We start from the raw sequence: 14,205 nt of genomic DNA on the forward strand, positions 1-14,205 counted from the left end.
CAGTATATTATCCAAAATAAGGATAATGAAATGTATGGGTTTATAAATCATGACTACACATGACCAGAGCATATGATACATTATTAAGACTAAATAACAATAATTATTTCCTTATCATCCCATGGTTGCGAGCCTATTCAAAACTAAATTTCATTTAAATCACCTCGGTAACACTATTACTATCATATACAGAATAAAATTTCATCAAACAATTTATAATCAATTACTTACAAAGTAATAATGATTTGCATAAGTCATTCCACAGTTCTAGGTTTATAACAAAAACAATTTAATCATGAACCTAGAAACAATAGAAAGTCAGGACTATTTACAAACGATTCTTTCATTACAAAATGAATCCGTCATATTATCAATTAGAGACTTAAGATTTGATTCAGAATGGATATGTTTTACAAAACAACTTAGTCTTCAAAACGCTCTACTAAACAAGAAACACTTAAGCAATCACTCAGATCTAGATAATAAAGATCTTTTAAAACTAATGAGTGCCGATGAGGTGGCTTTCGTTTTAATGATGAAAACCAGCTAAATGATGCAGTATATTATGCACAAAACCTGTATCTCGAACCATGCATAGAAGATGTAAAGTTCTATTTTATGAACGAACGTGAAGTCATTTCTGGTATAGACTTTTATGATTATGAACTAAGTAGAAAAATCATAATCGAAAAATACAAAACACCCGAAAAGAAAGATTTAATCAATACATTTTTCACTTTTTTCAAAAGATTCGCAATCTCACAATACGAAGAGCTCTCACTTAACTTCTTCGACAAAGAACAACTATGGCACTTCTTATCTTTTATTGAGCAAAATACCAGAATAACTGATCAAAGCTCTGAAGATTACTTTTGGGCATTCAAAGTAGGTGTTAAGGAGCTTTTGAAAGCTCTTGATCTGGATGATGATTATGCTGAAGAATTAAAGGAGATTTTATCCGCAACAAACTTGAAATCTTTCACTAAAAGCTCAACCATCTAGACATTGACCATGTCTATGTGATACATAATTGTACCTATTACCTTAAATATACTTTATTATTAGATAGTTACACTTTTTCTATCGGGAAGTAATCCTTTTTCTATTACGCTAGCTTTAGCATCGCGCTAAGACCTCCAATGCAATCTGGCATTATTAACATTTATCTAATCAACCCAAGCGTGACGCTTGGACCAGTTTTAATTATGAAAAGCCCAACAAAAAAGGATTGAGTCCCCTCAATCCTTTTTCCCTTTCCTTTACCAAATGGTGATGCGATCTTCTTTTGGTAGGTACATCTTGTCGCCTGGTTGAATATCGAAGGCAGAGTAAAACGCATCGGTATTCATTAGCGGACCATTTACACGCCAAATCGGTGGCGCATGCGAGTTATTATTGATCCATAGCCTCAGATATTCGTCCTTCATTTTTACACGCCAAATACGCGCTACTGATAGGAAGAAACGCTGGTCGGGCGTAAAGCCATCAATTTTGACGGTGTCCTGCCCCTGCTTGGTCATTTTAAATGCATCGTAGGCTACGGCTACTCCGCTTATGTCTGCCGTATTTTCACCCACGGTCATCGCGCCTTTTACATGTACGCTGTCCAGTACGGTAAATGAGCTATACAGATCAATTACCTGCTGAGTTCTGGCCCTAAACTTCTCAAAGTCCTCTTCCGTCCACCAGTTCTCTACGTTGCCATCCTTATCGAACTGCGCTCCTTGATCGTCAAACGTATGGGTGATCTCGTGGCCAATCACCATTCCTATCCCGCCATAATTCAAAGCATCGTCCGCTTCATAATCGAAGTACGGGGGCTGCAGAATACCGGCCGGAAACACAATTTCGTTACCCGAAGGATTGTTGTAGGCCGTAACCGTAGAAGGCGTGGTAAACCACTCTGTTTTGTCGACCTTATTACCCAGTTTACTCAACTGATCTTGGTATCGTGCCTTTGTTGCCGAAACTACATTTTCGAAAAATTTATCTTCCTGAATATTTACATCGCTGTAATCTTCCCATGAATTAGGATAGCCAATTTTCTTTCTCATGGCGGCTAGCTTTTCTTTCGCTTGCACCTTGGTGCTGTCGCTCATCCATTCCAAGTTGTCAATTCGTTTGGCATATGCCTTTTGGAAATTGTTCACCAGCTCCAGCATGCGCTTTTTGGCCGACTCAGGGAAATACTTCTTCACATAAAGTTGGCCCAAAGCTTCACCAAGCAAGTTATCCACCATACTGGCCATTACTTCTCCGCGTGTTCTTTGCACCGACTGACCCGAAAGCACTTTAGAAAGCTCAAATTCCGCATCAACAAAAGGTTTGCTCAAGATGTCCGCATAATTACTGATGGACTTCGCTTTTAGATAAACCTTCCAGTCGGCTAGCGGAATGGACTTTAGCAACTGGTTCAGCTTTTCGTAGTAAGCCGGTTGGCCAATATCGATTGAGTCAGTTTCGGCACCCAAGTTGGCCAGCAAACTAGACCATGCAATGTTGGGCTGCTGCTTGTCCAAATTGGCAACGGCCATTTTATTGTAATTCGCTCTTACATCGCGCAGCTCTACCCTCGTTCTGTGCGAAGCAGCAATCTGCTTTTCGATATTGTAAACCAATGCCGCATGCTTTTCTGCTTCAGCCGTAGTTGAGCCAGTCAACTCAAACAAGGTGGCTAAATAGGTTTTATAAGCATCTTGAATCTGCTTGGTCGATTGGTCAGTATTGAAGTAATAATCTCTGGTTGGCAAACCAACGCCCGTCTGTCGCGCATGGGCAATATTCATGCTGCTGTTCTTATCGTCTGGCCCAATATTAAATCCAATGATAGAGTTGTTATAGGCCTTTGCTTGCTCGGCTACAAACTGCATTAAAGCTGGCACAGAATTGACACCATCAATACTAGAAAGTATGGGCTGAATAGGCTCATAACCGCGCTGGTTCACGGTAGCCGTATCCATTCCCGAGGCGTAGAAGTCGCCTACTTTCTGGCCAATGCTACCCACAGGACTATCGGCTTGCGCCACACTATCGAGAATACCTTGCAAGCGAATGCGCTGCGGATAATTCATAAACATATAAGCACCAACCCCAGCTTGGCTAGGCGGAATTTGCGCGGTGTCGTACCAAATGCTATTGGCATATCGGAAAAAGTCATCTCCAGGGTCAAGGGATAAATTCACCCCTTCTATCGCTACATGCTTTTCTTCTGGCTGTGTTGAACAAGCCTGAATGGCCAGTACTACAACCAAAAGGATTAAAATCTTCTTCATAAGGTCATTTGATTTAGCTAAAAGTTGAAATGAATATTAAGATAAGCAATTCAGCAACAACAAAAACTTACATTATTTAAAGAGAAGTGCTAAGCCGAAAACCCTACAAACACTTTTGCTTTAGCTTGTTAAGCACAACAATGGTACTTACTTTCAGTTTTAGAAACAGTACCGTCTAAATCTTCTCGAAAACACAAAGCAATGCCAAAGCAGAAACGTATGAAATGGTGGATCAAAACACTCGCTATTGTTGCGGGCATATTCGTGCTCTTTCTAACAACGGTATTGGGCATTGCCTATAATCAGCAAGACAGGCTTATTCAAAAAGCACTAAGCCAGCTGAATGAAGATTTCCCCGGCAGGTTTACCATAAGAGACTCTCACATCTCCCCTTTTGCAAACTTTCCTTATGTATCGATTGACTTAGAAGATATTGAGATTTTCGAATCTAAAGCAGACAGCAGCCAAGCCCTTGTGCATGTGCAAGACACCTACATTGGCTTCGACCTGATCTCCATAATCAAGGGCACTTATCAGATCAAAAAGGTAAAACTAAGTGATGGTTTCGTAAAGCTGATTCAGCATACAGATGGGAGCTTCAATGTGGTGAACGCATTGGTCGTACCGAGTGAAGAAGAAGCGCCTGATGCAAGTTCTGAGGCTTTGCACTTAAGTCTCGATGCTTTTGAACTGGTGAATATTGACGTGCTGAAAATCAATGAGGCCAACAACTTGCTTGCCGAGGTTTTTATTGAAAACATTAAGTCCAGTGTCTCTACTTCCGATAAGCATATAAAAGCGCAATTGGATAGCAAAATGCTTTTCAACCTGATACTGGATGGTGATACTTCTTTTCTGCACGACAAACACCTTTCGCTTAGCACAGGCATAGATTATGACCTGACTACTGGCTTACTCGATATGGACCCTTCCAAACTGATGATTGAGCAAGCCGAGTTTTTAATGGATGGAACCATTGATATGACACACGACATGGATTTGGATCTTCAATTCAGTGGTCAAAAACCTAATTTCGATATGTTTTTGGCTTTTGTTCCTGAGGAGTACGATCCACTCCTAAGAAGATACGAAAACGGTGGCTCGGTTTATTTCGATGCGATAATTAAAGGCCCTTCTGCCAATGGCGCTATTCCACATGTTGAGATTGATTTTGGTTGTGCCGAAGCCTTTGTTGAAAACGTGAATGTTTCCAAAGGCGTAGATGAGCTTTTCTTTAAAGGACATTTTACCACGGGCGAAAAAAACACTCCCGAAACCATGTCAGTGGTAATAGAAGACTTTCGCGCCCGGCCAGAAGAAGGCTCATTTACAGGAAATGTGCGTATTCAAAACTTCGAATCGCCCGACATTGAAATGCAATTGAGATCCGAATTCAACCTAGACTTCCTCATTGACTTCTTTGAGATACCGAACATTGAAGATGCTAGCGGAAAGATCGTTCTGGATATGAACTTCCATGACATTGTGGACTTGGACAACCCGGCAAAAGCCATAGAAAAGCTGAATGAAAGTTACTACACCGAGTTTAAGGTGGAAGATCTGAATTTTAAGAGTAAGGACTTACCGCTGCCCATGCGAGATATCAATATTCACGCATCTATGGACGGCCATTTGGCTTTAGTAGATCAGTTTAAGTTTAAAACCGGTAATTCGGATCTTTCCTTAGTTGCCAGCGTTTCTGACCTCCCAGCCATTTTACATCACACAGCCACACCTGTGGAAGTAGATTTAGACATCCGTTCTAAGGTATTGGACATACAAGAATTGACAAAAACCCCTGAAGATACGGTTGGGTTTGATGAAAGAATTGAGAATCTATCCATGAGCTTTAAATTTAACAGCTCAGCAAGAGCGTTTACAGAATCGCCAAACCTACCTCTGGGCGAATTCTTTATAAAAGAGTTAAACGCACAACTTACCCACTACCCTCACCGATTGCATGACTTTAATGCCGACATCATAATCGATTCTACTGATTTTAAGGTGATCGATTTTACGGGTATGTTGGACCAAAGCGACTTTCACTTTAATGGAAGCTTAAAGCACTACGACCTCTGGTTTGATGAAAACCCAAATGGTGATACAGAAATTGACTTCAACCTCACTTCGAACCAAATTGAATTAGATGATATCTTCTCTTATGGCGGGGCAAATTATGTTCCGGAAGACTATAGACATGAAGTACTGAAAGACGTCAAAATTCATGGGCTTACGGCCATGCATTTCAAAGGTGATCAGCTAACAACTGACCTTGCCATTGATAAAATTGAAGCATTTGCTCAATCACACAATGTGCGTTTGGAGCAATTCAGTGGAAACATTTATTTGGATAGCGCCAACCTGAAAATAGACAACCTTGGTGGCAAACTAGGCAACACAGAACTTAAAGCAGACTTGCTCTATCACTTAGATTCAAATGACGCTCCGGGGCCTCATATATTCACGCTGCGAAGCCCAAGACTAGACTTCGATCAGTTGTTCTCCTATGCACCACCTGCCGAAACAACTGACAGCACCTCAGTAGATCATGAAGACGGTTTCAACCTCTTCGACCTACCTTTTTCCAATTTGGAGTTCGATTTGGTTGTGGAGCACCTGAACTACCATCGCTACCTGATCGATGACTTTGCGCTTAAAGGCCGCATGCAAGAGAACCACTACATTTACATTGACACCATGGCGCTGAAAGCAGCAGGAGGTTCAATGGCGCTAAATGGCTACTTTAACGGTTCAGACCCCGATCAAATCTACTTCAGCCCGAACATGAAACTGGAAAATGTAGACTTGGATAAACTGCTGTTTAAGTTTGACAACTTCGGCCAAGACCAACTGATCTCCGATAATCTGCACGGGCAATTAAGCGGTACTTTAACGGGTAGAATACACATGCACCCCGACTTGGTACCCGCCACAGATGTTTCTGAATTAGACATGAACATAGAGGTGGTAAACGGCAGCTTGGTTGAATTCTCAGCCTTTGAAGCGCTCTCAGACTACTTTACCGACAAGAACCTTAAGCTGGTAAGGTTTGATACATTGAAAAATAATCTAACACTCAAAAACGGTAGCCTTATCATTCCGAACATGAACCTAAATACCACATTGGGGTATTTTGAGATTGCCGGAGAACAAGGCCTTGACTCGAGCATTGATTACACCATGCGAATTCCGCTAAAGGTGATTACTAAAGCGGGCGTACAAAAACTCTTTGGCAACAAAAACCGAGACAACTCCGACCAGGTAGACGAAATTCAATATAGGGACGAGTCGAAGCGAACAACCTTTATAAGCCTAACCGTAAAAGGCACTCCCGATGCTTATAGTATTTCCTTGGGCAAAAAAGAGCGGGGGAATTGACATTGAGTATGACCAAAAGAAAAGGCAGACCATTCGATCTGCCCTTTCACTTAGCCACATAAGACTACTCGTCTTTCAATATTTTTGTAGGGTTTGACATGGCAGCCCCAATAGTTTTGAAGCTCATAGTTAAAAGTGAAACAGCAAGCGTAATTGAAGCTGCAAAACCGAACACCTGCCAACCAATTGAGGTTTGATACGCAAATGAAGCTAGCCAAGTGGACATGATCCAGTAAGCCACAGGAATGGCCAAAAGTAGAGCAATACAGTAAAGCTTAATAAAATCGAAAGAAAGGGTGGTGACTATACGTTGTACAGAAGCACCCAATACCTTTCTAATACCAATTTCTTTTGCACGCTGGTTAGTCGTGTAAATAGTTAGCCCAAACAAGCCAAGGCAAGCTACAAAAACAGCGAGTATTGAGAACGAGTAGAAAATAATTCCAAAGCGTTCATCTGCTTCGTATTGATTGTCAAAGCTCATATCATTAAAGTAAGTGTTGAATGGATAAGACGGAACCGCTTCCTTCCATATGGCTTCCAACTCACCTAAAGTACTTCCCAAATCCGTTGATTTAAGCTTAACCGAAAATTTTTCAGTAGACCACCAAATTGAGTACCTCAATGCCAAAGGTTCAACCTCGCTATGTAAAGAAACATAGTTAAAGTCTTCAACCACTCCAATTACTTTACCCTCTCTTCCCCATTGGCTAAAATTCTTGCCAACAATATCTTCCGGATTGCTATAGCCATAGAGTTTGGCAGTAGCTTCGTTTACGAGTAAGGCTTTTGTTGTATCGGTAGGAAAGCTCTTCGAAAAGTTCCTACCAGCAACCATGTGCATATCGTAGGTAGGTATAAAGTCTTCATCTATCTCATAAATAGCAGGGCTTTTAGCTAACATTTCGCCATTTGGCGTTTCTATGGTAGTTCCAGCATTAGGAAAAAAATCTCCTGGAGTTGCCCTGGAAACAGAAACTGACTCAACAGCACTGTGCTTAAGCAATTCGGCCTTAATAAAATCAATATTTCTCTTCACCTTATAATCGCCTCCATAATCGATAACCAAAATTTGCTCAGACTCAAAACCTTTATCATAATCTCTTATGTAGTTGAGCTGCTGATAAACGATGGCTGTTCCGGCTAAAAGCATAATGGACAACGCAAATTGAAGCACCACAAGCGTCTTTCTAAGCCAAATGCCTTTTGAAGAATTTTTAAAAGAGCCTCTAAGCACTTGAAGAGGCCTATAATTAGAGAGAATAAACGCAGGGTAAAGCCCCGCAAGCACGCCCAATAATAACACAAGAAGCAACCCAATTAACAAGCTAACAGGTGAAAATAACCAATCTACTGAAAGTTGTTTCCCTATAAACAATTCGAGGTAACCGTGCCCCAAAGAGACCATTAGAACAGCCACTAAAGCCGCGAAGAAAGTTATGAGTACCGATTCGATTAAAAACTGAGATATTAATGGGCTTCTGCGCGAACCTAATGTCTTCCTTACTGCCACCTCTTTGGCGCGATCGATTGAGCGTGCTGTAGAAATATTAACGAAGTTAATGCACGCGATAAGAAGGATAAACACTGCCACAGAAATGAATAGATAGATATTATTCTTGCTCCCAACTGGTCCTGGCTGACGTCCCGCATCTGAGTTTAGATAGGCATCTTTTAAAGCTTCAAATTGAAAGGTATAGCCATATTCAGTATCATAATACTTGGTAAGAAAATCTGGAATCTGCTCACCTAAATCATGAATATTGGCTTGCTCATTTAGGGTGAAATAAGTGTAAAAGTCTACGTAGCCCCATGCATCGAAAATCTCAGGTCTATAGCCCTTAAACGTTGACATGGATATTATTGCATCGACCTGAAAGTGTGAATTGGCAGGTATTTCAAACACGCCCGTTACTTCAAACAGTTCATCTCCATCCATTAGTAATGATTCCCCAATCGGGTTTTCGTTACCAAAGTATTTCTCCGCAAGTTTCTTCGTTAGAATAATGGTAGAAGGCCTCACTAAGGCCGTTTCAGCATCTCCAGCAAGCCAATCCCAAGAGAACACTTTGTAGAAAGTGGAATCACCGAAAACTACATCCTTTTCCTGATAGCGGTTTCCTTTGTATTCAACCAACCAATTGAATTGGCTAGTAAAACGGAATACGCTTTCTATCTGAGGATAATATTCTTGAAGTGCTGGCGCTATTGGAGCATTTCCCCATACCTGATATTCAGAAGTGGGTAATATTTCATTCTTTAGATCAGATCCTCTTCCACCAAAGTGTTGAATCACTCGGTAGGTTCGGTCGTAATTGGCATTGAAAGTATCATAAGAGAGTTCATTCTTAACATAGATAAGAATGAGCAGGCAGCTAGCCAGGCCCACACTTAGACCTGTGACATTGAGAATTGAGAATACCTTGTTTCTCAATATGCTGCGCATACCAATTTTAATGTTGTTTTTAATCATACCGTAATTATTGAGTTTTTGAGTTCCTTCTAAGCTTCGGACTATACCGGGTCTAATAAACCTCAGTATGGTCCATATGTATTTCCACCTCGCTATTAACTGACCTTTTGATTCTACTTCGGTGTAGAATGCTTCTTCCAAGTCGCCCAGAATACTCTCCTGTAATGGCGCCTTACAATACCATTTGAAAAACTTGGTAAATAAGCGAGGTGGCCTTACTTCAGACATGGTTGAATTTCAACTGAGGCGTAAGCTTCCATAGTTTGCTTCTGGCGTCCTTCATCTCTTGCAGCATGGCTTTGCCTGCATTGGTTATTTTAAAGTAGCGCTTCTTCCTCCCCCCTCGCACCTTTGTGGCACCACCAAAGTGAGACTCCAGATACCCTTTGTCCTCCAACCTGTAAAGTGTAATATGCACCGAGCTCAGGTTGACCTCCCTGTCTTGGTGCTCCTTAATTCCATTTACAATTGTGTTACCGTAAGCATCATCATCAAGAATCAAAACCATAGTAAGAATCAACTCTTCGAATTCGCCTAAAAAAGATGTACGACTCATTATTATTGAATTTGTAAAACAAATATATACTTAATTTCTATATAAATTGTAAAACAAATTAAACCACAATACAGATATCAAAATCAAACAAATGATTTTCAATTACTTACACCTCAAAAAACTCAATCAAGAGAAATTATCTGGTAAAAATATGATGTTGGGTAGCGGTAAAGTAGTCTCTAAAAATTTGGTTAAGTGCGCTATCCTCCCGACTGGCGTTAATGCCTAAATAAGGATGTAGCCCAAGGATTGCAGCAGACAACTGTTTTACCGATGCGGCAGCAATGTTGTGTACCGTACCAATGTACTCTTCAGAAAAGGTTGCATTGCGTTTGGTGCCACTTTCTATTTCTTCTGCATATGCGTACAACCTTTTACTTGCCGCAGCAATAGCTTGCCTTAACTCCCCTAATCGCTTTATTTCCTTTGGCTGAGCCTCAGCTAAATAATGCTCGGCCATACCAATGTAGTTTACCCAAAGGGTAAGGTCGGCAAACAGTGAAAAGTGCACCTTAAAAACATCTTGTGGCAGGTAAAACTCATTATAAACAAAACTATAATCCTTGCCCACCTCCACATTGTTTACCTCAAAAGAATGCGTGGCCGAGGCCTTCAAGCCCATGGTGTTCCAGTCTTCTATAATGGTTACCTTACTGGCCGGAATTACGAAAGACAAGAATTTAGGCGTTCCATCTTTATTGGTTTGCTCCTTTCCGTTTTCCACTATTTTGGCATTGAGCGTAAAGTGCGTAAGGTATGGTGCACCTGTGGCATAGCGCCAGGTTCCATTCAGTCTGTAGCCATCTCCCTCTTTTTCGGCTGTACCAAGCATACCACCGCTACCGCCCAATATCGCAGGCTGGGCAAACACCTTTTTAGCCATTTCGGGCTGTAGGTTGCCTATAAAGTAATTGGCGCCACTGCACAAGGTAACTGTCCAGCCGAGGCTGCCATCAGTACTTGCTAGTGACTGCAAGGTTTTTAGGCCTTCAGTAAGTGGTAGCTCCAAACCACCAAAAGCTTTGGGCACCCAAATATTCCACAGGTTTTTCTCAGCAATGTAGTCCAGTACTTCTTTGCGAAAAACGGGTGCATCGGCACACCATTGCTTAAGCTGCTGCATACACCGTTTGGTTTTCTTTACTCATTAATTTACGCCATTTTAAATACCCTGAAGTGCCCATAATAAACAGAAAAACCGACATACCTGCGTAAATGTAAAGTTCTTTATACATTAAAAGCGGAATGGAAATGATGTTGCTGATATTCAGGTACACCCAGTTTTCGATCTTGCGCTTGGCCATTAGCCACATGCCTGCCCAGGCAAAGGCCACCACCACGGCATCCCAAATAGGCACGTCCGAATCGGTGTGGTAAAAGAGCCAATAGCTCATAAGTGCAAAACAGCCCAACACTATTCCATTGGCTTTTAAAAACTCGTTTTTGTTAACTGTCGAAATGGGTACTTCGGCTTTTTGTTTGCCAAACTTCCAGTAAACCCACCCATATACACTCATTACCAAGTAATACATGTTAAGTAGAATATCGGCATAAAGCGCACTCTGGTACAATACCCACATGCTGATTAAAATTGAGGCAATACCGAACAGGTAAGTGTGTACACTATTCTGTCGTGCAAGCACCACTTGCACAATGCCAAAAATTGTCCCGAAGGCTTGCAACCATGTTAATTCTGAAAGAAATTCCTCGATCATTGTTTTAGTTTTTTCAATGAAATGAGGAGATGAACCAAACCACAACAGACAGGTTGCGATCGCTTAAAATCCCTACGCCAGCATTATCCGGGTCAGGTGTGGAGCCAAGCTCCTGGGTATCATCTCAGCCTACCAACTGGCAAGCACCCCATTTTGGGCAAATGTATGCCCGAAGTTTTTAGCAGAAAAGAATTCCACCAAATATTGGCGGTAACAGGCTCAAGTTTCCCGTTTCATTCAACGAAAACAAATGCCAATTATCGAAAGCAAGGCTTGGTTCATCGAAATAACCCTTTAAAAACCTGACTACTAGCGATTTTTAGGAAAATTCGTGAGCCATGAAAAAGTTCGTTTTCCTAATTCTTAGCCTTTCCCTTGTTGCATGTATTGAAGAACCAAATGTTGGTAATGAGGTAGATGATAGCCAATCACTAACCGATTATTCGTTCGACACATTTGATTTTGAGACCGCCAAACAGGTGGAAATCAATATTAACGACATAGGCAGCGATGCGGCAAAGTATGAGCTTTTCTATGAGTTTGAAGGTGAAATGCTTTCGGTTGGGGCTTACATTAAAGAAACAAATGGTTTGACTGTGAGCCATACGCTCCCTTCTTCTGTAAGTGAATTGTATGTGAATAAAACAACAGTAAACGGAACGCAGCAATACAACATGCCCGTTAATGGCGCTAGTGCAGCTTTAAGCATTAAAGACTACACTACTGGCAGTGCGGCCAATAGCAACAACGAAGGCTGCGTAGATCACCTTTATGCTGTAAACAACAATGGAGACTTTTTCAGCATAGATGTTTCGAACAGCGACTTTGCTCCAACAGAACTTGGCCAGCTGCAGGGTGGTGGCTCTATTGCCAATGCCTTAGACCAAGCCAATGGCATAATGTATTACAATGTGGGCAAGAACTTATACGCGTACGACATTGCCACGGGCACATACACCACCAAGCATACCAACAACCCATTTAACGGAAACTACCCAAGGCTTGAGTACTATGACGGTTACTTTTATATGAGTAATAAAGATGTGATGCACAAGGTTGAAGTAGAAACCAATAATGTGGTGGCTACTTATAAAATCTCTGGCTTTATAAACAATAGTGGAGGTGGCGATTTGGCTTTCGACTCAAATGGCGAACTATATCTAGCGTGCTTTTCAGGACTTTATAAATTCTCATCTTTTGATGATGCCAATGGCACAGCGCAGATTATTAGGATTAGTGCTGAAAACTTTCCATTTCAACTTACCTCTATGGCTATTGATCGCCAGGACAGAATATTTGTAGGAACAAATGATGCTCAGTCTAATCTTATTCAAATAAGTAAGGAAGATGGCGCCTACTCCATTGTAAAAACCTTCGACAAAAAGATCAATGATTTAACTGCATGGAAGTGCGAAACAAGTGATTTGAGCCAGGTTGACTCTGACAACGATGGTGTAATTGATGAACTTGATGACTACCCCAATGACCCTGAGGCTGCGGTTGATAGCTATACGCCTTCAGAACTAGGCATGGGCTCTTTTGCATTCGAAGACCTTTGGCCTAACAAAGGAGATTACGATTTTAACGATATGGTAATTGGCTACCGATACAGAAACGTATTGAATGGAGATAATGAAAGCGTAAGGCTAATCATGAACTTCACGATCAGGGCCATTGGTGCGGCAAACCACAGTGGTTTTGGTATTGAACTAGATGTTGACCCGAACTTGGTAGCATCGGTAAGCGGACACAGTACTGCAGGCAACAATACTAGCCTAAACGAAAAAGGACTTGAAGCACAGCAAAACAAATCTGTGATCATTGTATTCAACGATAGCTTCAACCACATAAAGCCAGCTGCAGGCGCATCTTTTATCAACACCGACCCTAACGAGACATCCGTAGCACCTTTCGAATTCGAGGTGGTTGTACAGTTTACCAACCCAATCGACCCTACGCTAATTGGCGAAGCTCCATTCAACCCATTCATCTTTTCGAGCTACGACCGCGGTGTTGAGCTACACCTGGCAGGCAATATGCCAACTGCTCTGGCCGACCAAAGCTTATTCGGCACTGCCGGTGATGCAACAGACCTAGCTGCCGGAAAAACCTATCAGGACAGCAATAACTTGCCTTGGGCCATTCATATCATTCACAAGTTCAGGTATCCGACAGAAAAATCGAGAATTGACCAAGGGTACAACAAGTTTGTGGACTGGGGTTTAAGTCGAGGCACTCAATTCAAAGACTGGTATGGCGATAACTCAGGCTATAGAAATGTAAATAGACTATATTTTGACAATTGATAGTAAGTGAATTACATTTCACTTAATGTTTGAAGATGATGACGATTTTATAGACCCGAAGACCCTGCCCATTTACCAAAAGGGAAAGGAAATATTCGATACGGTAAAGCAAATTTGTGACTTGATACCTGAGGACAACGAAGAATTAGCATTCACCCAGTCCATTATGTTGGATGATGCAATGATGTTGACTGTAAAAGTAGCGGGTGCTACTGGCGCAGGGCTTTACGACATTAAAATGGAAAATGCGGCCATTATTAGAAAAGCAGCCCGCGACCTAATGGTGCAAAACCACACATTGGAAATGTTTGGTTTTAAGGAGGTGCATTACTTTCAGGTGGTAAGAGAGCTTATTGAAGAATACCGACTATTATTTATCGACTGGGTAGCTAGCTTTGATCCGTGGGACTATGCAATTGACAGGTGGGGGCTTTTCAACCCACCAGGCGTTGGTCCATTCGATAAGGATCCGGATGATGATATTCCAATGGACTAAAGACCATTG

10 protein-coding genes are annotated in these 14,205 nt (G+C 41.5%); 5 read left to right on the forward strand and 5 right to left on the reverse strand.

Annotation, left to right across the window (positions count from 1 at the left end; translation table 11 throughout):
* Positions 1–295: 295 nt before the first annotated feature.
* Together BMW98_RS11755 and BMW98_RS11760 are read left to right on the forward strand one after the other, a co-directional pair.
* Entirely contained in the window at positions 296–550 is a 255-nt protein-coding gene (locus BMW98_RS11755) for a hypothetical protein (RefSeq protein ID WP_090258782.1), read from the forward strand.
* Between the two features lie 68 nt (positions 551–618).
* Entirely contained in the window at positions 619–1,002 is a 384-nt protein-coding gene (locus BMW98_RS11760) for a hypothetical protein (RefSeq protein ID WP_090258783.1), read from the forward strand.
* A gap of 257 nt (positions 1,003–1,259) precedes the next feature.
* Here BMW98_RS11760 and BMW98_RS11765 read toward each other — a convergent pair whose 3' ends face one another.
* Complete coding sequence (locus BMW98_RS11765; RefSeq protein WP_090258784.1) at positions 1,260–3,272, reverse strand: M13 family metallopeptidase; 2,013 nt, start codon at positions 3,270–3,272, stop codon at positions 1,260–1,262.
* Between the two features lie 201 nt (positions 3,273–3,473).
* Here BMW98_RS11765 and BMW98_RS11770 point away from each other — a divergent pair, with 201 nt between their 5' ends.
* Positions 3,474–6,650: an AsmA family protein gene (locus BMW98_RS11770; protein ID WP_090258785.1), complete on the forward strand. Its 3,177-nt coding sequence runs from the start codon at positions 3,474–3,476 to the stop codon at positions 6,648–6,650.
* A 64-nt stretch (positions 6,651–6,714) separates the two neighbouring features.
* Here BMW98_RS11770 and BMW98_RS11775 read toward each other — a convergent pair whose 3' ends face one another.
* The 4 genes from BMW98_RS11775 to pnuC all read right to left on the reverse strand — a co-directional run bounded on the left by BMW98_RS11775 (position 6,715) and on the right by pnuC (position 11,394).
* Positions 6,715–9,351 carry an ABC transporter permease gene (locus tag BMW98_RS11775; RefSeq protein ID WP_090258786.1) on the reverse strand — a complete coding sequence of 879 codons (2,637 nt, stop codon included), beginning with the start codon at positions 9,349–9,351 and terminating at the stop codon, positions 6,715–6,717.
* The gene (locus BMW98_RS11780) at positions 9,344–9,679 is read right to left on the reverse strand and encodes a PadR family transcriptional regulator (RefSeq protein ID WP_090258787.1); all 336 of its coding nucleotides are present in this window, start codon (positions 9,677–9,679) and stop codon (positions 9,344–9,346) included. Before BMW98_RS11780 ends, BMW98_RS11775 begins: the two co-directional genes overlap by 8 nt.
* Positions 9,680–9,815: 136 nt before the next feature.
* A complete protein-coding gene (locus BMW98_RS11785) occupies positions 9,816–10,802 on the reverse strand; it encodes an acyl-CoA dehydrogenase family protein (protein WP_090258788.1) in 987 nt (328 codons plus the stop codon).
* Positions 10,789–11,394, reverse strand: a complete 606-nt coding sequence (pnuC, locus tag BMW98_RS11790) for a nicotinamide riboside transporter PnuC (RefSeq protein ID WP_090258789.1) — start codon at positions 11,392–11,394, stop codon at positions 10,789–10,791. Before pnuC ends, BMW98_RS11785 begins: the two co-directional genes overlap by 14 nt.
* A gap of 338 nt (positions 11,395–11,732) precedes the next feature.
* Between pnuC and BMW98_RS11795 the strand changes: the two genes are divergently transcribed.
* Positions 11,733–13,700 carry an LruC domain-containing protein gene (locus BMW98_RS11795; protein WP_090258790.1) on the forward strand — a complete coding sequence of 656 codons (1,968 nt, stop codon included), beginning with the start codon at positions 11,733–11,735 and terminating at the stop codon, positions 13,698–13,700.
* Between the two features lie 25 nt (positions 13,701–13,725).
* Positions 13,726–14,196, forward strand: a complete 471-nt coding sequence (locus BMW98_RS11800; RefSeq protein WP_090258791.1) for a hypothetical protein — start codon at positions 13,726–13,728, stop codon at positions 14,194–14,196.
* The last annotated feature ends 9 nt before the right edge of the window (positions 14,197–14,205 follow it).

This window comes from Roseivirga pacifica, assembly GCF_900111145.1.
Classification (GTDB): Bacteria; Bacteroidota; Bacteroidia; order Cytophagales; family Cyclobacteriaceae; genus Roseivirga; species Roseivirga pacifica.

What these genes read in the sequence shown, in the direction of transcription:
- BMW98_RS11755 (WP_090258782.1), top strand. Translation starts at nt 296, where the DNA reads ATGAACCTAGAAACAATAGAAAGTCAGGACTATTTACAAACGATTCTT.
- BMW98_RS11760 (WP_090258783.1), top strand. Translation starts at nt 619, where the DNA reads ATGAACGAACGTGAAGTCATTTCTGGTATAGACTTTTATGATTATGAA.
- BMW98_RS11765 (WP_090258784.1), bottom strand. Translation starts at nt 3,272, where the DNA reads ATGAAGAAGATTTTAATCCTTTTGGTTGTAGTACTGGCCATTCAGGCT.
- BMW98_RS11770 (WP_090258785.1), top strand. Translation starts at nt 3,474, where the DNA reads ATGCCAAAGCAGAAACGTATGAAATGGTGGATCAAAACACTCGCTATT.
- BMW98_RS11775 (WP_090258786.1), bottom strand. Translation starts at nt 9,351, where the DNA reads ATGTCTGAAGTAAGGCCACCTCGCTTATTTACCAAGTTTTTCAAATGG.
- BMW98_RS11780 (WP_090258787.1), bottom strand. Translation starts at nt 9,679, where the DNA reads ATGAGTCGTACATCTTTTTTAGGCGAATTCGAAGAGTTGATTCTTACT.
- BMW98_RS11785 (WP_090258788.1), bottom strand. Translation starts at nt 10,802, where the DNA reads ATGCAGCAGCTTAAGCAATGGTGTGCCGATGCACCCGTTTTTCGCAAA.
- pnuC (WP_090258789.1), bottom strand. Translation starts at nt 11,394, where the DNA reads ATGATCGAGGAATTTCTTTCAGAATTAACATGGTTGCAAGCCTTCGGG.
- BMW98_RS11795 (WP_090258790.1), top strand. Translation starts at nt 11,733, where the DNA reads ATGAAAAAGTTCGTTTTCCTAATTCTTAGCCTTTCCCTTGTTGCATGT.
- BMW98_RS11800 (WP_090258791.1), top strand. Translation starts at nt 13,726, where the DNA reads ATGTTTGAAGATGATGACGATTTTATAGACCCGAAGACCCTGCCCATT.